Source organism: Stenotrophomonas genospecies 3 (assembly GCF_054473855.1).
Window position 1 is genome coordinate 66,624 of sequence record NZ_JBTMUR010000007.1, and the last position, 17,257, is coordinate 83,880.

Annotated in this window: 21 protein-coding genes; 7 read left to right on the forward strand and 14 right to left on the reverse strand. The window is 67.5% G+C overall.

Features of this window, described 5'->3' with window-relative positions; all coding sequences use genetic code 11:
- Positions 1-7: 7 nt before the first annotated feature.
- Both ACX9OT_RS10940 and grxD read right to left on the reverse strand, forming a co-directional pair.
- Positions 8-784 carry an SDR family NAD(P)-dependent oxidoreductase gene (locus ACX9OT_RS10940; RefSeq protein ID WP_459002054.1) on the reverse strand — a complete coding sequence of 259 codons (777 nt, stop codon included), beginning with the start codon at positions 782-784 and terminating at the stop codon, positions 8-10.
- A complete protein-coding gene (gene grxD / locus ACX9OT_RS10945) occupies positions 781-1,101 on the reverse strand; it encodes a Grx4 family monothiol glutaredoxin (RefSeq protein ID WP_005408852.1) in 321 nt (106 codons plus the stop codon). Before grxD ends, ACX9OT_RS10940 begins: the two co-directional genes overlap by 4 nt.
- A gap of 120 nt (positions 1,102-1,221) precedes the next feature.
- On the opposite strand from grxD, the gene ACX9OT_RS10950 reads away from it, so the two are divergent.
- Positions 1,222-1,800 carry a superoxide dismutase gene (locus ACX9OT_RS10950; protein ID WP_071228391.1) on the forward strand — a complete coding sequence of 193 codons (579 nt, stop codon included), beginning with the start codon at positions 1,222-1,224 and terminating at the stop codon, positions 1,798-1,800.
- Positions 1,801-1,914: 114 nt separating this feature from the next.
- On the opposite strand, the gene ACX9OT_RS10955 is transcribed toward ACX9OT_RS10950, so the two are convergent.
- The 3 genes from ACX9OT_RS10955 to purE form a co-directional block, all read right to left on the reverse strand.
- Positions 1,915-2,256, reverse strand: coding sequence for a carboxymuconolactone decarboxylase family protein (locus tag ACX9OT_RS10955; RefSeq protein ID WP_004152082.1), 342 nt, complete (start codon positions 2,254-2,256; stop codon positions 1,915-1,917).
- A 112-nt stretch (positions 2,257-2,368) separates the two neighbouring features.
- A complete protein-coding gene (locus ACX9OT_RS10960; protein WP_032128885.1) occupies positions 2,369-3,517 on the reverse strand; it encodes a 5-(carboxyamino)imidazole ribonucleotide synthase in 1,149 nt (382 codons plus the stop codon).
- Positions 3,514-4,017 carry a 5-(carboxyamino)imidazole ribonucleotide mutase gene (gene purE / locus ACX9OT_RS10965; RefSeq protein ID WP_005412808.1) on the reverse strand — a complete coding sequence of 168 codons (504 nt, stop codon included), beginning with the start codon at positions 4,015-4,017 and terminating at the stop codon, positions 3,514-3,516. The genes ACX9OT_RS10960 and purE overlap by 4 nt, the downstream gene beginning before the upstream one ends.
- Positions 4,018-4,075: 58 nt before the next feature.
- On the opposite strand from purE, the gene ACX9OT_RS10970 reads away from it, so the two are divergent.
- The 4 genes from ACX9OT_RS10970 (at position 4,076) to ACX9OT_RS10985 (ending at position 6,697) form a co-directional block, all read left to right on the forward strand.
- Entirely contained in the window at positions 4,076-4,345 is a 270-nt protein-coding gene (locus tag ACX9OT_RS10970; RefSeq protein WP_005408847.1) for a Trm112 family protein, read from the forward strand.
- The gene (gene nadC / locus ACX9OT_RS10975; RefSeq protein ID WP_071228393.1) at positions 4,342-5,193 is read left to right on the forward strand and encodes a carboxylating nicotinate-nucleotide diphosphorylase; all 852 of its coding nucleotides are present in this window, start codon (positions 4,342-4,344) and stop codon (positions 5,191-5,193) included. The genes ACX9OT_RS10970 and nadC overlap by 4 nt, the downstream gene beginning before the upstream one ends.
- 75 nt (positions 5,194-5,268) lie before the next feature.
- Complete coding sequence (locus tag ACX9OT_RS10980; RefSeq protein WP_071228394.1) at positions 5,269-6,270, forward strand: DUF2272 domain-containing protein; 1,002 nt, start codon at positions 5,269-5,271, stop codon at positions 6,268-6,270.
- A 67-nt stretch (positions 6,271-6,337) separates the two neighbouring features.
- Positions 6,338-6,697, forward strand: a complete 360-nt coding sequence (locus tag ACX9OT_RS10985; protein WP_459002061.1) for a DUF3301 domain-containing protein — start codon at positions 6,338-6,340, stop codon at positions 6,695-6,697.
- Positions 6,698-6,773: 76 nt separating this feature from the next.
- On the opposite strand, the gene ACX9OT_RS10990 is transcribed toward ACX9OT_RS10985, so the two are convergent.
- The 7 genes from ACX9OT_RS10990 to ACX9OT_RS11020 all read right to left on the reverse strand — a co-directional run bounded on the left by ACX9OT_RS10990 (position 6,774) and on the right by ACX9OT_RS11020 (position 12,838).
- Positions 6,774-7,226, reverse strand: coding sequence for a ClpXP protease specificity-enhancing factor (locus tag ACX9OT_RS10990; protein ID WP_005412806.1), 453 nt, complete (start codon positions 7,224-7,226; stop codon positions 6,774-6,776).
- A gap of 84 nt (positions 7,227-7,310) precedes the next feature.
- Positions 7,311-7,946 carry a glutathione S-transferase N-terminal domain-containing protein gene (locus ACX9OT_RS10995; protein WP_005408842.1) on the reverse strand — a complete coding sequence of 212 codons (636 nt, stop codon included), beginning with the start codon at positions 7,944-7,946 and terminating at the stop codon, positions 7,311-7,313.
- A gap of 134 nt (positions 7,947-8,080) precedes the next feature.
- Complete coding sequence (locus ACX9OT_RS11000) at positions 8,081-8,830, reverse strand: cytochrome c1 (RefSeq protein ID WP_459002065.1); 750 nt, start codon at positions 8,828-8,830, stop codon at positions 8,081-8,083.
- Entirely contained in the window at positions 8,823-10,082 is a 1,260-nt protein-coding gene (locus ACX9OT_RS11005; protein ID WP_110711774.1) for a cytochrome b, read from the reverse strand. The genes ACX9OT_RS11000 and ACX9OT_RS11005 overlap by 8 nt, the downstream gene beginning before the upstream one ends.
- A complete protein-coding gene (petA, locus tag ACX9OT_RS11010) occupies positions 10,082-10,702 on the reverse strand; it encodes a ubiquinol-cytochrome c reductase iron-sulfur subunit (protein ID WP_049423262.1) in 621 nt (206 codons plus the stop codon). The genes ACX9OT_RS11005 and petA overlap by 1 nt, the downstream gene beginning before the upstream one ends.
- A gap of 200 nt (positions 10,703-10,902) precedes the next feature.
- Positions 10,903-11,823, reverse strand: a complete 921-nt coding sequence (locus tag ACX9OT_RS11015) for a lytic transglycosylase domain-containing protein (protein ID WP_107432485.1) — start codon at positions 11,821-11,823, stop codon at positions 10,903-10,905.
- Positions 11,824-11,869: 46 nt separating this feature from the next.
- Positions 11,870-12,838: a helix-turn-helix transcriptional regulator gene (locus ACX9OT_RS11020; RefSeq protein ID WP_459002067.1), complete on the reverse strand. Its 969-nt coding sequence runs from the start codon at positions 12,836-12,838 to the stop codon at positions 11,870-11,872.
- A gap of 80 nt (positions 12,839-12,918) precedes the next feature.
- Between ACX9OT_RS11020 and ACX9OT_RS11025 the strand changes: the two genes are divergently transcribed.
- Complete coding sequence (locus ACX9OT_RS11025; RefSeq protein ID WP_012510589.1) at positions 12,919-13,539, forward strand: glutathione S-transferase family protein; 621 nt, start codon at positions 12,919-12,921, stop codon at positions 13,537-13,539.
- A gap of 201 nt (positions 13,540-13,740) precedes the next feature.
- Complete coding sequence (gene miaB, locus ACX9OT_RS11030; RefSeq protein ID WP_049399909.1) at positions 13,741-15,159, forward strand: tRNA (N6-isopentenyl adenosine(37)-C2)-methylthiotransferase MiaB; 1,419 nt, start codon at positions 13,741-13,743, stop codon at positions 15,157-15,159.
- A gap of 79 nt (positions 15,160-15,238) precedes the next feature.
- On the opposite strand, the gene ACX9OT_RS11035 is transcribed toward miaB, so the two are convergent.
- On the reverse strand, positions 15,239-16,351 hold the full coding sequence (locus ACX9OT_RS11035) for an ABC transporter permease (RefSeq protein ID WP_459002070.1): 1,113 nt from the start codon (positions 16,349-16,351) through the stop codon (positions 15,239-15,241).
- Positions 16,348-17,226: an ABC transporter ATP-binding protein gene (locus tag ACX9OT_RS11040; RefSeq protein WP_459002071.1), complete on the reverse strand. Its 879-nt coding sequence runs from the start codon at positions 17,224-17,226 to the stop codon at positions 16,348-16,350. Before ACX9OT_RS11040 ends, ACX9OT_RS11035 begins: the two co-directional genes overlap by 4 nt.
- Between the last annotated feature and the right edge of the window lie 31 nt (positions 17,227-17,257).

Here is a 17,257-nt window from a genome sequence, read left to right on the forward strand (position 1 = left end):
CCGGCGCTCACTCGGCCGGGGGCGCCCCGCTGGCATCGAGAATCCGGCCGCGCCAAGTGGCGCCAGCACCGGACAACAGGGTCACGGCCGCAGCGGCGGCGGCCTCCGGGCCTTGGGCGGCCGGGTCCTGGTCGACGGAATACGCCCGGGCCCGCAGGGCTGTGCGCAGCGGGCCGGGGTACAGGCCACTGACCCGTACCGGGCTGCGGCCGAGTTCGTCATGCAGGCTGGCGATCAGGCCACGCAGGCCATGCTGGGCCACACCGTAACCGCCCCAGTAAGCCTGCCCGACCCGGTCGGGGGCATCGACCGCAAACACCAGCGCCGCATCTTCGCGCTGCCGCAGCAGTGGCAGGCAGGCCTGGGCCAGCCAGGCCGGCGCGGTCAAGGTAACGTGCACCGCGCGGGCGAAACTGGCTGGGTCGGCCAGCTCGAACGGGGTCAGGCCCGGGAAGTGGGCGGCACAGACCAGCAGGCCGTCCAGCCGCCCCAGCTCGCGCTGCAGGGCCTGGGCCAGCTCGGCATAGTCGTCGGGGCCTGCGCCTTCCAGGTCCAACGGGTACAGCAGAGGTTCCGGGCCGACCGCCTGCACCTGGGCGTAGACACGGTCCAGGCGCCGCGGCTTGCGGCCCAGCAGGACCACGGTGGCCCCAGCGGCTGCAGCAGCCACTGCCGCAGCACTGCCCAGCCCACCACCGGCACCGGCGACCAGTACCACGCGATCCTGCAACGGGCGGCCATCGAGCGCCCCGTCGGTCGGTGACGTCGATGGCCAGGCACTCATCCCTGGGTCGCCTCTTCGACGATGCGCTTGAGCTCGCCGGCTTCGAACAGCTCCAGCACGATGTCACAGCCGCCGATCAATTCACCGTTGATGAACAGCTGCGGGAAGGTCGGCAGGTTGGAAAAGCGCGGCAGGTTGGCGCGGATCTCGGGCTCTTCCAGCACGTTGACGGTGCGCAGGGTGACCGCGCCGGCCGCCATCAATGCCTGTACGGCGCGGCTGGAGAAGCCGCACATCGGGTATTGCGGGGTGCCCTTCATGAACAGCACGAGCGGGTAACGATCGACCTCGGCCTGGATTTGCTGCATTACCGCCACAACCACACTCCTTGCTTCGCCGGACAAACCGACCGTGATGGTCGGCTAGACTGCCCACGGTAGCCGCCATTGTAAGCCGATGGAACCGGCTGCCGCCGCCCCCTGGCCACGAACCTGTCCATGCCTGTCGAATTGCCTGCCCTGCCCTACCTCTCCGGCTCCCTGCAGCCGCACCTGTCCGCACAGACCGTGGAACTGCATCACGGCCGCCACCATCGCGCCTATGTCGATGCCGTCAACGCCGGCATCCTCGGCACCGAGTGGGAGGAAGCGTCACTGGAAGAGATCGTCCGCCACGCCCAGGGCACGCTGTTCGATGTCGCCGCCCAGGCCTGGAACCATGGCTTCTACTGGCAGTGCCTGCGCCCGCGCGGCGGCGGTGAGCCGCAGGGGCGGCTGGGCGAGCTGGTCAAGCGCCAGTTCGGCGACGTGCAGCGCCTGCGCGAGGAATTCAACCGCACCGCACTGGGCCTGTTCGGCTCGGGCTGGGTGTGGCTGGTGCAGCATCCGGGCGGGCAGCTGGGCCTGCAGGCCACCCGTAACGCCGGCACGCCATTGACCGGCGAAAGCACCCCGCTGCTGTGCTGCGACGTCTGGGAGCACGCTTACTACACCGACTACCAGAATGATCGCGCGCGCTATCTGGACGCGTTCTGGCAGATGGTCAACTGGGAATTCGCCGAGAGCCAGCTGCGCTGAGGCAGCGGCTCCGCCAAGGGGTAGTGCCGGCCGCTGGCCGGCATCCCCATCGGTGTACAGAGATGGCGAATCTGCCGGCCAGCGGCCGGCACTACCGGGAAACAGTACGGAGCTTCACGCGCTCTCGTGCGCGGCCACCGCGTCCATGACCCGCGCCGAGTACACCAGCGCGGCGCCTGCATTGAGCGACACTGCCACGCCCAGCGCCTCGGCGATTTCCTCGCGGCTGGCGCCGTGCTTCAGCGCTGCATCCACATGCACGGTGATGCAGCCGTCGCAGCGGGTGGTCACTGCCACGGCCAGCGCGATCAGCTCGCGGGTCTTGGCATCCAGGTGGTTGGTCTGCGCGCCGGCATTGGCCAGGGTGGCATAGCCCTTGACCGTATCCGGCGAGAGCTTGCCGATCTCGCCGATGCGGCCCTTCAGTTCCTTGCGGTAGGCATTCCAGTCGAGCATGGTCGTGACTCCTGTGAAAGGAGCTCCACGCTACCACCGGGAATGTTGCGCCGATGCCTGCACCGGCGCGCCACATCGTTGCATTGCCGGCCAGCGGCCGGCGCTACCGGGTTCAGCGGTTGCGCAGCGCGTGTACCGCCGGCGCCACCTGGGCCTGGCGACCCAGCTCCAGACCCACCTGGTCCAGTGCATCGGCCAGTGCATCAGCAGCATCATCGCGCAGCGTGGCATGACCAACCTTGCGGCCCTCACGCGGCTCCTTGCCGTAGTCGTGCCAGTGGCCGCTGGCCTGGGCCAGCACCGGCGCGGGGTCCGGCATCGCGCCCAGCCAGTTCAGCATGCAGGCATGGCCGAGCATACGGGTGCTGCCCAGCGGCAGGCCCAGCACAGCGCGCAGGTGATTCTCGAACTGCGAGGTCTCGCTGCCTTCGATGGTCCAGTGGCCGGAGTTGTGCACGCGCGGCGCCATCTCGTTGGCCAACAGCTCGCCATCGCGGCAGAACAGCTCCAGCGCGAACACGCCGACATACTGCAGGTGCTCGGCGACGCGACGGGCATAGCCGATCGCGGCCTCGTGCTCGGCGGCCGACAACACGGCCGGCGCCACGCTGGCCGACAGCACGCCGTCGACGTGCCAGTTGCCGGTGACCGGCCAGGCCTCGAAGCTGCCATCGCGGCCACGCACGGCAACCACGCTGACCTCCCGCTGGAAGGCCACGAAGCCCTCCAGGATCAGACCAGTACGCTCGACCTGCGCACCCAGCGCATCCCATGCGGCATCGATGTCGGCCTCGCTGCGCAGGCGGAACTGACCCTTGCCGTCGTAACCGAGGCGGCGGGTCTTGAGGATGCACGGCAGACCGAACTCGGCAGCCTTCGCGGCCAACTCGTCACGGCTGCGGATGTCAGCGAAGGCCGGCAGCGGAATGCCCAGCTGCTGGAACAGGGTCTTCTCGCTCAACCGGTCCTGGGCCACGGCCAGTGCGGCCGGCGGCGGGTAGACCGGCACGCGGTCGGCCAGGAACTGCGCGCTGTCGGCAGGCACGTTCTCGAAATCGAACGTGACCACGTCGACCTTGGCCGCGAAATCCGCCAGCGCCTGGCGGTCATCGAAGGCACCGACGGTGAGCGGCGCCAGCGGGCCGCTGCAGGCGTCGGCTGCGGGGTCGTACAGTTCGAAGCGCAATCCCAGCGGCGCACCGGCCAGTACCATCATGCGGGCGAGCTGGCCGCCACCCAGGATGCCTACGGTCAGGCTCATTGGCGCGGATCGTCGTGGGCCATCACGTCTTCGGTCTGGCGTGCGCGGAACGCGTCGAGCGCCTGGCCGATCGCCGGCTGGTCACTGGCCAGCATTGCGGCGGCGAACAGCGCGGCGTTGGAGGCGCCGGCATTGCCGATGGCGAAGGTGGCGACCGGGATGCCGGCTGGCATCTGCACGATCGACAGCAGCGAATCCATGCCGTTGAGGGCCTTGGACTGCACCGGCACGCCCAGCACCGGAACGGCGGTCTTGGCGGCGATCATGCCCGGCAGGTGCGCGGCCCCGCCGGCACCGGCGATGATCGCGCGCAGGCCACGCGGGCCCGCCTGCTCGGCGTAACTGAACAACACATCCGGCGTCCGATGCGCGGACACTACCTTCACTTCGAACGGAACACCCAGAGCTTCAAGCTTCTGGGCGGCGTGCTGCATGGTTTCCCAGTCGGAACGGGAACCCATGACGATGCCGACAAGCGGCGCGATCGGGTTGGGGGTCATTGGCCGTCACCTGCCTTAAAGACGTATTCTAGCCATCTTCCACGCAAGACGAAGAACCATGGATCGCAAGCTGCTCGACCTGCTGGTGTCACCGGACACCCGCCAGCCCCTGTCCCTGCTGGATGGCAAGGGCCTGGAAGCCCTCAACAAGGCCATTTCCGCCGGCGCGGTGAACAAGGCCGATGGCAACCCGCTGGCGCAGCCGCTGCGCGAAGCGCTGGTCACCCGCGACCGCAAGCAGGTGTTCCGCGTTGACGATGGCATCCCGGTGCTGCTGGCCGAGGAAGCCATCCCCACCGCTCAGATCGCAGACTTCCCGGCCGCATGAGCACGCTGCCGACGCCGGATGCGGCCGTTGTCGCCGCCGATGTCGCGCGTGCGCTGGCCGAGGACCTGGGCAGCGGCGACGTCACCGCCGCCCTGCTGCCCGACCAGGCCGACAGCGCCTACCTGCTGTGCAAGCAGGACGGGGTGATCGCCGGCCGCCCCTGGTTCGACGCCACCCACCGCGCACTCGATCCGGACGTGCGCATCGAATGGCATGTCTCCGAGGGCGACACGGTCACCGCCGGCACCGTACTGGCGCTGCTGCACGGGCGCAGCCGCAGCCTGGTGAGCGCCGAGCGCACTTCGCTGAACTTCCTGCAGACGCTGTCCGGCACCGCCACGACCACCGCGCGCTACGTGGCGGCCGTGGCCGGCACCGGCACGCGCATCCTCGACACCCGCAAGACCCTGCCCGGCCTGCGCCTGGCGCAGAAGTACGCGGTGCGCTGCGGCGGTGGAGAGAACCATCGTTTCGGCCTGTACGACACGGTGATGCTGAAGGAAAACCACATCCGCGCTGCCGGTTCACTGGCCGCAGCCGTGGCTGCCGCACGCCGGCAATGGCCTGGGTTGCCGCTAGTGGTCGAGGTCGAGGATCTTGCGCAGCTGCGCCAGGCGCTGGAGGCTGGTTGCGAACGCATCCTGCTGGATGACTTCAGCCCCGACCTGCGCCGCGAGGCGGTGCGCATCACGGCGGGCCGCATTCCGCTGGAAGTGTCCGGCAGCGTGGGCCTGGGTGGCCTGCGTTCGATCGCCGAGGACGGCGTGGACTGCATCTCCATTGGCGGCCTGACAAAGCACGTGCAGGCGATTGATCTGTCGCTGAAGCTGGGCCCGCCGCCGGGCTGAGGCCTGACCCGGTTCTCACACCCGGCGTTCACGACAGCGCTGCGACGCTGCGGTCATCCCCCACAGGAGCCGCGCATGCGCCGGATGCTCTTGCCTGCCTGCCTGCTGCTGGCCGCAGCCCCCTTGTCCGCCGCGGCCGCCGAAGCCTGCGATGTGCCGCCCCGCTTCGGCCTGAGCCCGTTGGCGGTGGCCATCCGCAATACCGCCTGCAACGAGCACCGGCTGTGGTTCCGGCCCTTCATTGATCGCGATGGCCGCGCCGCCAGCCTCAGTGTCACCGAGGCCGAAAGCGATCACCTGGCCGACAACGGCCTGATCGCCTGGCAGCGCGTGGCCGGCTACTGGCGCAACAGCGGCACGCTCAACGCAATGGGCAGCATCGCCGGCGCCAACAGCTGCCTGGCACCGCTGGGTACGCGCTACACCGACAGCGACTGCCGCGCCTTCCTGGTCGACAACCCGTGGTCAGCCGCGTTCATTTCCTGGGTGATGGTGCAGTCCGGCGTTCCCGGCTTCAACACCTCGCCACGCCACATCGACTACATCCGTGCCGCGTACCAGGGCGGCCCCTCGGGCGTGCCGTACCGGTTGGTCGATCCCGCGACCGCAAAGCCCGCACCGGGCGACCTGCTGTGCTTCCTGCGCGACCGCAGCACCACGCTCAGCTACAGCGGGCTGGTGCAGGCACTGGGCAATGGCTCGGTGGGCCACTGGAAATCACATTGCGAAGTGGTGGTAGCGGCCAATCTTGGCGGCGACCAGACCCTGTACCTGGTCGGCGGCAACGTGATGAACACCGTGGCGATGCGGTTGCTGCCTCTGGACCGCACCGGACTGATCAAGCTGCCGCCCGCGCGCGAACGCAACAGCACCGGCATCGACCCCAGCTGCACGCCGGGCCGCGAGGACGAATGCAGCTTCAACCGGCAGGACTGGGCGGCGCTGCTGCAGTTGACCGCCACATCACCGCTGGTGATGCCCTCGCCCACTGCGACGCCGATGCAGCCCGCCCCGACACCGCAACCGGTCATCGTGCCCGCGCAACCGGTATCCGGCGAACCGCAGCCGCGGCGGTGAATCCAGCGCTTGATCCAGCGCTCGTTCGCCGCCATCTTTGCGGAATCGACCTCTGACGGCTGACGCCATGCCCACCCTGCTGCTGTTGCTGATTGCCGGCGGAATCATCTACTTCTTCTGGAACGCTGCGCGTTCGGCCGCCGAGCGCGCGGTCGAGCTGGGACGCAATGCCTGCCGCGCAGCCGACGTGCAATGGCTGGACCAGGCGGTGCATGCCACCGGCCTGCGCCTGTCGCGCGGCGAGGATGGCCGGCTCGGTTTCGAGCGCACGTTCAAGTTCGAGTATTCCTACGATGGCATCGATCGCCACGTGGGCCGCATGGTGCTGCGCGGCGACCAGTTGATCTCGTTCACTGGCCCGGGCGCGGCGCGGATCAGCCAGATCCGGCCGGATGCGGAGGATGCCGAGGATGTCAAAGGGCTTTGAGTGCCGACCAACGGTCGGCACCCACCGGTAAATCCTGTAAAGGAAAACGCCGCCCATCGGGGCGGCGTCAGAGGGATTACTTGACCACGCGCAGGTTCGGGCGCCCCTTCGGCGGCGGACTGGCCGGCGGCGTATCGTCCGGCGGCGTGCCTTCCTCGTGCAGCAGCTCGTCGCTGGTCGGCGCGGTTTCGTTGCCCGGAATGTCATCCGGCAATGCCATGCCCTGCCCGGTCTCGCGGGCGTAGACGGCCAGCACGGCGCTGATCGGCACCTGCACCGGGTAGCTGGTGCCGGAGAAGCGCGCCGAGAAGCTCACCATCTCGTTGTCGATCATCAGCCGCACGACAGCGCGTTCGGCGATGTTGAGCACAACCCGGCCATCCTTGACCGCCGAAGGCGGGACCTGCACGCCGGGGACGCCGGCGTCGACCAGGATGTGCGGGGTCAGCTGGTTGTCGTTGATCCATTCCACCAGCGCCCGCAGCAGGTACGGGCGGTGGCTGGTCATGTGGAAGAAGTCTTCGGTCATGCGTGAAGTGTACGCGCCCGGCGCCCCGCCGGGGCGGATCGCCTGCACGCCGGTCGGCGTGCAGACGGGTAATGCGGGGCCGGATCAGACCGGCAGATCGCGCAGTTTCTTTTCCTGATCGGTCAGGCTGCGGACGAAACCGGGATGGCGGAAGATGCGGTTGCCGTAGTCCTCGATCGCCTTGCCGTCCTTCGGCAGCGGCACGTCCAGCGACTGCAGGCGCCAGATGATCGGCGCCATCGCGCAGTCGGCCAGGCTCATTTCCGGGTTGAGGAAGAACTTGCTGGCCTTGAACAGCGGCAGCGAGGCGGTCAGCAACTCCTTCAGGCGCTTGCGGCCGGCCTCGGCCTGGGTCTTGTTGCCCAGCTGGATGGCCTGCACCTGCGGCACCCAGTCGTGCTCGATGCGCAGCATGGCCAGGCGGATGCGCGCACGCGACAGCGGATCGACCGGCATCAGCGGCGGATGCGGATAGCGCTCGTCCAGGTATTCGCTGACCACCGACGCCGCGTACAGCACCAGCTCGCGCTCGACCAGGGTCGGCACCGAGTGGTACGGATTGAGATCGATCAGGTCTTCAGGCGGGTTCTGCGGATCGACCGGAACGAAGTCGAACGTGACCCCTTTCGCCGCCAGCACCAGACGTACACGGTGGCACAGCACATCGTCGTTCGAGGAAAACAGCGTCAGTGTATTGCGCATGCGTACGCTCGCCGCCATCAAAGGCTCTCCCACGACAGGAGACCGCCTGCCGCATCGGCGCCGCCGGCACCGTGCCAGCGGTCGACTCCTCCCCGAGTGTGCAACCGACCATCACAAAAGCCAATAGGCCCATGCAATGGTCGGCGGCAGAATCAGTGAACGTCCTTCCAGTATTCCTTCTTCAGCAGGTACAGCAGGAAGGTCAGCAGAGCCAGGAACAGAATCACCCACACGCCCAGCTGCTGGCGCTTGAGCGCGGCCGGTTCACCGGCGTATTCGAGGAAGTTGGTGATGTCACGCACGGCCTGGTCGTACTGTCCGGCATCGACGTTGCCTGGCGTTTCCAGGCGCAGGCCGGTCACCGGCGGGTCCATGCCCGGCGCCTCCGGCTTGCCATGCACGGCATGCTGCAGGCCCTGCATTTCCCACAGCGGGTTGGGCATGGAGGCGTTCGCGAACAACGCGTTGTTCCAGCCCAGCGGCCGGCTGGTATCAAGGTAGAACGACTTGAGATAGGTGTAGACCCAGTCACTGCCACGCACGCGCGAAATCAGGCTGAGGTCCGGCGGCATCTTGCCGAACCACTTCTCGGCGTTCTCCTTGGGCATCGCCACCGGGATCGGGTCGCCGATCGCCGAGCCGGTGAAGTTGAGGTTGTTCATCACCTCTTCTTCGGTCAGCCCCAGGTCCTGCGCCATCCGCGAATAGCGCAGGTACTTCAGCGCATGGCAGCCGGAGCAGTAGTTCATGTACAGCTGTGCGCCGCGCTGCAGCGAGGCGCGGTCACCGAGGTCGTTGCCGGCCTGCAGCAGCTTGGCGCCGCCCTCGGCGGCGGAGGCCAGGAAACTGCCCAGCATCAAGGTGGCCGCCAGGGCCAGTCGGACCATCCAGCGCTCAGTCATGCGTGGTCACCCTCTCCGGTACCGGCTTGGTCTTGTCCAACCTTGTCCATAGCGGCATGGTGATGAAGAACGCGAAGTACAGGAAGGTCAGCACCCGCCCGATGTAGGTCTCGTGCACGTCGGTACCCGGGCCGGAGCCGATCACGCCCAGCCAGACGAAGCACACCGCCAGTACACCCAGCATCACCTTCGAGATCCAGCCGCGGTAACGCACCGACTTCACCCGCGCCTTGTCCAGCCATGGCACCAGGAACAGGATCGCGATGGCCGAGAACATCACCAGCACGCCGCCCAGCTTGTTCGGTACCACGCGCAACATCGCGTAGTACGGCGTGTAGTACCAGACCGGCTTGATGTGCTCCGGGGTCACCAGGCGGTTGGCCTCGGTGAAGTTGTCGTGCTCCAGGAACAGGCCGCCGAAACCGGGCGCGAAGAAGATGATGAAGGCGGCGATGATCAGCAGGAAGCCGGCGCCGACGCCATCCTTGAGCGTGTAGTACGGGTGGAACGGAATGCCGTCGGCCGGCGCGTTCGGCGACCAGCGGTTGCCCTTCGGCCCCTTCTTGATCTCCACGCCGTCCGGGTTGTTAGACCCCACTTCGTGCAGCGCGCCCAGGTGCAGCACCACCAGCAGCAACAGCACCAGCGGCAAAGCGATGACATGCAGCGCGAAGAAGCGGTTGAGCGTGGCGTCACTGGGCAGGTAGTCGCCCATGATCCACTCGGTCAGGCCGTTGCCGATCACCGGTATCGCGCCGAACAGCGAGATGATGACCTTGGCGCCCCAGAACGACATCTGGCCCCATGGCAGCACGTAGCCCATGAAGGCTTCGGCCATCAGCACCAGGTAGATCAGCATGCCGAGGATCCACACCAGCTCGCGCGGCTTCTGGTAACTGCCGTACAGCAGGCCGCGGAACATGTGCAGGTAGACCACGATGAAGAACAGCGAGGCGCCCGTCGAATGCATGTAGCGGATCAGCCAGCCCCACTCCACATCACGCATGATGTATTCGATGGAGCCGAACGCCTCGGCGGCGTTGGTCTTGTAGTGCATCGTCAGGAAGATGCCGGTGACGATCTGGTTGACCAGCACCAGCAGCGCCAGCGAACCGAAGTAGTACCAGATGTTGAAGTTCTTCGGCGCGTAATACTCGGTGACGTGCTTGCGGTAGACCGGCATCAGGCCCGGCGCGCGGGCATTGACCCAGTCGGCGACGCCGCTGGCGGTACGGCTGAGGATATTGGCCATCAGGCAGCCCCCTGCGGATCAACACCGATGATGATGGTGTTGTCGTCCTGGTAGTGGTGCGCGGGCACCTTCAGGTTGATCGGCGCCGGCACGTCCTTGAAGACGCGGCCGGACATGTCGAAACGCGACTTGTGGCACGGGCAGAAGTAACCGCCCTTCCACTGCGGATCGTAGGGCTCGGGCCGGATCTCGGCGACCATTTCCGGCGAGCAGCCCAGGTGCGTGCACAGCCCGACCAGCACGGAGATCTCCGGCTTGATCGAGCGCAGCTCGGGGTTCTGCTTCAGCACGTACTCCGGCTGCTGGTCCTTCTCGCCGGACTCGGGGTCCTTGAGACGGCCGTCCAGCCCGTGCAGCGCATCGAGGATCGCCTTGGACCGTTTGACGATCCAGATCGGCTGGCCACGCCATTCCACGATCAGGCGTTGGCCTTCCTGCAGGGCGCTGATGTCGGCCACCACCGGTGCGCCGGCAAGCTTGGCGCGGGCACTGGGATTCCAGGATTTGATGAAAGGAACTGCGGTGAATCCGACGCCGACGGCGCCCACCACGGCTGTGGTGGCAGAAAGAAAACGCCGACGTCCGGTGTTGACTGGATCGTGTACCCCATCGTTGGCCATCCGGCACTCCGATATTGATTAGGTAGCTTTAAGGCTGCCAGCGGATCCGGTGGGGGCCAGAGCCGCATTGAATCACGGTCGAGTGTAGCTGAACCGTCGCGCGCCACACAACGCATTGCAACAACATTGATTGCGGGGTTGCCGGCCAGCGGCCGGTCGGTACCGGCCATTGCCCAGCGGTTGCCCGCCAGCGGCCGACACTACTGGTGCGTCAATGCGGTGCGGTAACGCTCCGCCAGCTGCCCGACCCGGCGCACGTAGTACTGGGTTTCGCTGTAGGGCGGTACGCCACCGTGGCGGTCGACCGCGCCTTCGCCGGCGTTGTAGCCAGCTGCGGCAAGGGTCAGATCGCCATTGAAGCGCTTCAACAACCACGCAAGATACTGTACGCCGCCGCGGATGTTCTGCCCGGCATCGTAGGAGTCACTGACACCGAAGCGCGCGGCGGTTGGCGGCATCAGCTGCATCAGGCCCTGCGCACCGGCACGGCTGAGCGCGGTCGGGTTGTAGGCCGACTCGGCGTGGATGATCGCGCGCACCACGGCCTCTTCCACGCCGAACTCGCGCGCGGCCGAGCTGATCTCGCCCTGGAAAGCCGTGGTGTTCAGGCGCACCGTGCCGAAGTCCACGCGCGGATTGACGCCGCAGGCGTAGCAACGCTCCATGAAACTGTAGCGGATGGTCCGTACCGGACCGAGGTTGGCCACCTGGGTCGGGCGCGCACTGGTGTAGTGGCGCACGCCGTCCTTCATGAAGGAATAGACCTGACCGCTGACCATGCGACCGGCGCGCGACGCGACCGGCTGCGCGGGTACGGATGCGGGTACGGACGCGGGCGCGAGCGTTGCCGGCGCTGCGGCACCGGCGGCAACGGCCACCGGATTGCGTTCGATGCTGGCCACCGTGGTCGGCGCCGGCCTGGGCGCGGCCACTACCGGGCGCGGCGCCGGACGGGTGTCACGGCTGTAGCTGATGGTGCTGCAGCGCGCACCGGCCACCCGCTTGCTCACATAACTGGTGACGCCGTCAGGGCCCTGGCACTTGTACAGGGTTCCGGCGCTGGCCGGCGCAGCGGCCAGCGCAGCGATGATGATCGCCGTTGTCCCCAGTATCCCCTTCATGGCGACGAGTGTCCCAGCTTCGCCGGAACTTGCCAAGCGATGCGGCTCAGGCTGTGACCGGCGGCACAGCCAGCAGCTGGCCCAACCCTGCCAGGCGTTGGGCCAGTTCGTCACGCAGGCCGGGCGGCGTGGTCCACAGCGCCACCGGCAGCCGGTCCAGGCTCAGGATCTGCGCCAGCATCATGCCGCGGCTTTCGGCCCCCATCCGCAGCAGGCAATGGTCCGCGCCATCGGTTTCCAGCACGCCGCACCAGGGCGGGATGCGTCCTTCCAGCTCCGCGTAGCTGCCGGCCAGGCGGAGGATCGCCTGTAGCGCGAACGGGGCCTGGCTGACCGCCTGCCGCACCATCACGTCCGGTGGCGCCGGGGTGCGCCGGTGCATGCCCGGCTCGGCACATTCCCGCACCTCGCCCATCCGGTCCACGCGCAGGGTGCGCCAGTCCTGCCGGCCCAGATCCCAGGCCAGCAGGTACCAGCGCCGCCCGTAGTTGACCAGGTGCTGGGCCTCGACCTCGCGCTGGGTGACGGCCTCCTGTGCGCTGCGGTATTCGAAGGCCAGCCGTGACGCCTGCCGGCAGTACTGGGCCAGCCGCCCGAGCACGCGCGCATCGGTGGACGGAAGATCGGACAGGGTGGCCGTCGCTGCATGCACCTCGCCAGCCTGCTGGCGGCGACGGGTCGGCACCAGCGGGTCGAGCTTGGACAGCAGGCCCCGCGCCGTGTCGTCGATGCCGGCGACGGTCGCCGAGGCGGCGCGCAGGGCGATGGCCAGGGTGGTCGCCTCCTCCTCGTCAAGCAGCATCGGCAGCACCGGTGCGCCGGCGCCGAGCTGGTAGCCACCGCCGACCCCGGCCGAGGCCTGCACGGGGTAACCCAGCTCACGCAGCCGCTCGATGTCACGACGGATGCTGCGCCGGTCCACGCCCATGCGCTCGGCCAGTTCGGCCCCGGACCACTGGCGACGGGCCTGCAGCAGGGCGATCAGGCGCAACAGTCGATGGGCGGTATGGCGCATGAAGGATCGAGGACAGAAGTCGTCCGCAATAGTGCCCCAGGATGAGCTCCAGTTCACCACCCACCGCAAGGAGCAATGCCATGACATCCCGCCAGATCACCCTGTACCACGCCGCCCGTTCACGCTCGAGCGGCGCCGTGGCCCTGCTCGAAGCGCTGGGTGCCGACTACCGCATGCAGGTGCTGGACCTGAAGGCCGGCGCCAACCTGGCCCCGGCCTACCTGGCCATCAACCCGATGGGCAAGGTGCCGGCCATCGTCCACAACGGCGCACTGGTGACCGAACAGGTGGCGATCTACCTGTACCTGGCCGACCTGTACCCGGAAGCCGGGCTGGCCCCGCCGATCGGCGACGCCCTGCGCGGCCCCTACCTGCGCTGGATGGCCTTCTACGGCGCCTGTTTCGAGCCGGCGATGATCGACAAGGCAATGCACCGCGAGCCGCCGCCGCGCCTGATGTCGCCCTACAACGACGCGGAGACGGTGCTGCAGGTGATCGAAGCCCAGCTGGCACAGGGGCCGTACCTGCTCGGCGAGACGATGAGCGCCGCCGACGTGCTGTGGGGCAATGCGCTGGCTTGGACCACCGCCTTCGGCCTGGTGCAGCCGGCGCCGGCCACGGCTGATTACATTGCACGGATGAGTGCGATGACCGCTTTCGACCGTTCGCGGCAGATCGATGCGGAGCTGGCAGCGGCCTGAGGCGTGCCGACGGGCACGGCCGGGCGCTACCGGGGGGCGGACCCGGAATTCCAGTAGATCCACGCCATGTGTGGATGACCCGCCCGCCGTGCCTGCGGGACGGAAAGCAGCCAGGCATGGCCTGGCTCTACTGGGCCGGCGCGCGCGCTGGGATGCGGGTAGAATTGCCCGCTTTCCCGCCACCCGAATGGATTAAGCGCCATGACCGGGACGCCAGACGTCTTTCCGCCCGCCACGCCGGGCGGTACCCCGCTCGTTGCCCTGCCCGCCGGTCCGCGCAAGCCCGACCAGGTGAAAGGCAAGCTGTACATCAAGACCCACGGTTGCCAGATGAACGAGTACGACTCGGCCAAGATGGCCGACGTGCTTGCCGCCAGCGATGGGCTGGAACTGACCGACAGCCCGGACGACGCCGACGTCATCCTGGTCAATACCTGCTCCATCCGCGAGAAGGCGCAGGAGAAGGTGTTCAGCCAGCTGGGCGTGTGGAAGGGCCTGAAGAACAAGGGCCGCGAGGTCATCATCGGCGTCGGCGGCTGCGTCGCTTCGCAGGAAGGCGAGGCAATCATCAAGCGCGCGCCGTTCGTCGACCTGGTGTTCGGCCCGCAGACCCTGCACCGCCTGCCGGAACTGATCCGTGCACGGCGCGAGCAGAAGCGCCCGCAGGTGGACATCAGCTTCCCCGAGATCGAGAAGTTCGACCGCCTGCCGGAACCGCGCGCCGAAGGCGCTTCGGCCTTCGTCTCGATCATGGAAGGCTGTTCCAAGTACTGCTCGTTCTGCGTGGTGCCCTACACCCGCGGTACCGAAGTCAGCCGCCCGTTCGAGGACGTGGTGGTGGAGGTGGCGCAGCTGGCTGCACAGGGCGTGCGTGAGATCAACCTGCTCGGCCAGAACGTCAACGCCTATCGTGGCCCGTATGGCGACGGCGAGTTCGCCGACCTCGGCCTGCTGATCCGCACCATCGCCGAGATCGACGGCGTCGGCCGCATCCGCTTCACCACCTCGCACCCGCTGGAGTTCAGCGATTCGCTGATCGATGCGTTCCGCGACGTCCCGCAGCTGGCCAACTTCCTGCACCTGCCGGTGCAGGCCGGCAGCGACCGCGTGCTGTCGGCGATGAAGCGTGGCTACACCGCACTGGAATTCAAGTCGAAGATCCGCAAGCTGCGCGCGGTGCGCCCGGACATCTCGATCAGCTCGGACTTCATCGTTGGCTTCCCCGGCGAGACCGATGCCGATTTCGAGAAGACCATGAAGCTGATCGAGGACATCGGCTTCGACCACAGCTTCTCCTTCATCTATTCGCGTCGCCCGGGTACGCCGGCTGCGGACCTGGAGGACACGATCAGCGATGCCGAGAAGCACGCGCGCCTGTCGCGCCTGCAGGAGCGCATCAATGCACACGCCGCCGGCATCTCCGAGAAGATGGTCGGTACCGTGCAGACGGTGCTGGTGGAAGGTCCTTCGCGGAAGAACCCGAACGAACTGACCGGCAAGACCGAAAACATGCGTTCGGTGAACTTCCCGGCGCCGGCACGATTGATCGGCCAGTTCGTGGACGTAGTGATCACCGAAGCGCTGACCAATTCGCTGCGCGCGCGGGTGGTGGCGGAATAAGGTTAGGGTGTGCCGACCAACGGTCGGCACCCACCGGAGTTGATGCCGGCCAGCGGCCGGCACTACCGGATGGCATGCCCTAATCCAACCGCTTGCGGAAACGCAGGATGGCCAGCGTCATCATCACCACGATGAAGGCCAGCAGCGCCAGCCCATCCGGCCACAGCTCCCACAGCGAGGCGCCACGCAGCATGATGCCGCGCACCAGTCGCAGGAAGTGGGTCAGCGGCAACACCTCGGCCAGCCACTGCACCGGCCGCGGCATGCCGGCGAACGGGAACATGAAGCCCGACAGCAGGATCGACGGCAGGAACAGGAACAACGTCATCTGCATCGCCTGGAACTGCGAGCGCGCGCGCGTTGAGATCAGCAGGCCCAGCGCCAGGTTGGCCAGCACCAGAAGCACCGCGGCCAGATAGATATCGAGCAGGCTGCCGCGGATCGGCACCTGGAACAGCCAGGTGCCCAGCACCAGTACCAGCGTGGTCTGCAGCAGACCGATGGCTGCATAGGGCAGCACCTTGCCCACCATCAGTTCGCTGCGCGACACCGGCGTAGCGATCAGCAGTTCCATGTTGCCGCGCTCGCGTTCGCGCACCACCGCCACCGCCGTGAACATCACCAGGGTCATGGTCAGGATCACCCCGATCAGGCCCGGCACGATGTTCACCGCCGAGCGCCGCTGCGGGTTGTAGAAGCTGGTCACGCTGACCTGGCCACTGGCGATGCTGCCTTCGCGCAGCGGCCGCGTGTTGCTGGTCGGGCGCGTATCCAGCGGCACCTGCGCCAGCTGGATCGCCGCGCTCTGCACCACGGTGTCGCTGCCATCGACCAGCACCTGCACCGCCTCGCGTCCATCGAAGCGACGACGCTCGAAGTCGGCCGGCACGACGATGCCGACACTGATTTCGCCACGGCGCAGCGCCTGCATCAGTTCATCGGGCGTGTACGCCTCGCTGCGCGGCGTGATCACGCCGGTGGCGACCATGTCCTGCACCAGCGCGCGTGACGCCGCACTGTTGGCCTGGTCGGCGACACCGGCGTTGAGATGGCGCAGGTTGAGATTGATCGCGTAGCCGAACAGCAGCAGCTGCATCACCGGAATGCCGACGATCATCGCCAGCGTGATGCGGTCGCGGCGCAGCTGCCGCAGCTCCTTGAGCATGATCGCCCACAGCCGGCGCAGGTTCATGCCGCTGGCTCCCGGCCACGGCCGCGGGTAGCGGCGACGAAGACGTCTTCCAGGTTCGGCGCCACCGCCTCGATGCGGGCCTGCGGATCGGCGCTGGCCAGCGCGCGCCGCAATGCGACGGCGTCCGCGACATCCTCGCTGCACAATACTCGCAGCTGGGTGCCGATCTGCGCCACGCTCAGCACGCCGGGCAGCTCAGACAGTGCACGGCTGGCTTGGCGAGGCTCCACCGACGTGACCTGCAACGTGCGGCCGTCCAGCCGTGCACAGAGTTCGGCCGGCGTGCCATCGGCCACCAGTGCACCACGATCAAGGATCGCCAGGCGATGGCAGCGCTCGGCCTCGTCCATGTAGTGGGTCGATACCAGCACCGTGGTGCCGGCATCAGCCAGTTCGAACAGGGCCTCCCAGAAATCGCGGCGCGATTTGGGGTCGACCGCACTGGTCGGCTCGTCCAGGAACAGCAGTTCAGGCGAATGCACCACGGCACCGGCCAGGGCCAGGCGTTGCTTCTGCCCACCACTCAGCGTGCCGGCCAGTTGTGGCTGGCGGTCCTGCAGCCGGTATTGCTGCAGCAGTTCGTCGACCCTCTGCCGGGCCTGTGCGCGCGGCAGGTCCTGGATGGCGGCGAGGAACTCCAGGTTCTCGCGCACCGACAGATCTTCATACAACGAGAAGCGCTGGGTCATGTAGCCGATGCGTCGGCGCAGCGCTTCGGCCTGCTCGGGAACCGCCAACCCCAGCACCTCGATCTGCCCTGCGCTGGGTTCCAGCAGGCCGCACAGCATGCGGATGGTGGTCGACTTGCCGGACCCGTTCGGGCCCAGAAACCCGTATACCTGTCCGCGCGGCACGGTCAGGTCGACGTTGTCCACGGCCAGAAGATCACCGAAGCGGCGCGTCAGC

Coding starts and splice junctions, on each gene's coding strand:
- ACX9OT_RS10980 (WP_071228394.1), top strand. CDS start 5,269: ATGCGCCGGATGCTCTTGCCTGCCTGCCTGCTGCTGGCCGCAGCCCCC.
- ACX9OT_RS10955 (WP_004152082.1), bottom strand. CDS start 2,256: ATGCTCGACTGGAATGCCTACCGCAAGGAACTGAAGGGCCGCATCGGC.
- ACX9OT_RS10990 (WP_005412806.1), bottom strand. CDS start 7,226: ATGACCGAAGACTTCTTCCACATGACCAGCCACCGCCCGTACCTGCTG.
- ACX9OT_RS10985 (WP_459002061.1), top strand. CDS start 6,338: ATGCCCACCCTGCTGCTGTTGCTGATTGCCGGCGGAATCATCTACTTC.
- ACX9OT_RS10950 (WP_071228391.1), top strand. CDS start 1,222: ATGCCTGTCGAATTGCCTGCCCTGCCCTACCTCTCCGGCTCCCTGCAG.
- ACX9OT_RS11020 (WP_459002067.1), bottom strand. CDS start 12,838: ATGCGCCATACCGCCCATCGACTGTTGCGCCTGATCGCCCTGCTGCAG.
- ACX9OT_RS11005 (WP_110711774.1), bottom strand. CDS start 10,082: ATGGCCAATATCCTCAGCCGTACCGCCAGCGGCGTCGCCGACTGGGTC.
- petA (WP_049423262.1), bottom strand. CDS start 10,702: ATGGCCAACGATGGGGTACACGATCCAGTCAACACCGGACGTCGGCGT.
- purE (WP_005412808.1), bottom strand. CDS start 4,017: ATGACCCCCAACCCGATCGCGCCGCTTGTCGGCATCGTCATGGGTTCC.
- ACX9OT_RS11000 (WP_459002065.1), bottom strand. CDS start 8,830: ATGACTGAGCGCTGGATGGTCCGACTGGCCCTGGCGGCCACCTTGATG.
- ACX9OT_RS10940 (WP_459002054.1), bottom strand. CDS start 784: ATGAGTGCCTGGCCATCGACGTCACCGACCGACGGGGCGCTCGATGGC.
- ACX9OT_RS11035 (WP_459002070.1), bottom strand. CDS start 16,351: ATGAACCTGCGCCGGCTGTGGGCGATCATGCTCAAGGAGCTGCGGCAG.
- ACX9OT_RS10960 (WP_032128885.1), bottom strand. CDS start 3,517: ATGAGCCTGACCGTAGGCATCCTGGGTGGCGGCCAGCTCGCCCGCATG.
- ACX9OT_RS11025 (WP_012510589.1), top strand. CDS start 12,919: ATGACATCCCGCCAGATCACCCTGTACCACGCCGCCCGTTCACGCTCG.
- ACX9OT_RS10970 (WP_005408847.1), top strand. CDS start 4,076: ATGGATCGCAAGCTGCTCGACCTGCTGGTGTCACCGGACACCCGCCAG.
- miaB (WP_049399909.1), top strand. CDS start 13,741: ATGACCGGGACGCCAGACGTCTTTCCGCCCGCCACGCCGGGCGGTACC.
- nadC (WP_071228393.1), top strand. CDS start 4,342: ATGAGCACGCTGCCGACGCCGGATGCGGCCGTTGTCGCCGCCGATGTC.
- ACX9OT_RS11015 (WP_107432485.1), bottom strand. CDS start 11,823: ATGAAGGGGATACTGGGGACAACGGCGATCATCATCGCTGCGCTGGCC.
- ACX9OT_RS10995 (WP_005408842.1), bottom strand. CDS start 7,946: ATGGCGGCGAGCGTACGCATGCGCAATACACTGACGCTGTTTTCCTCG.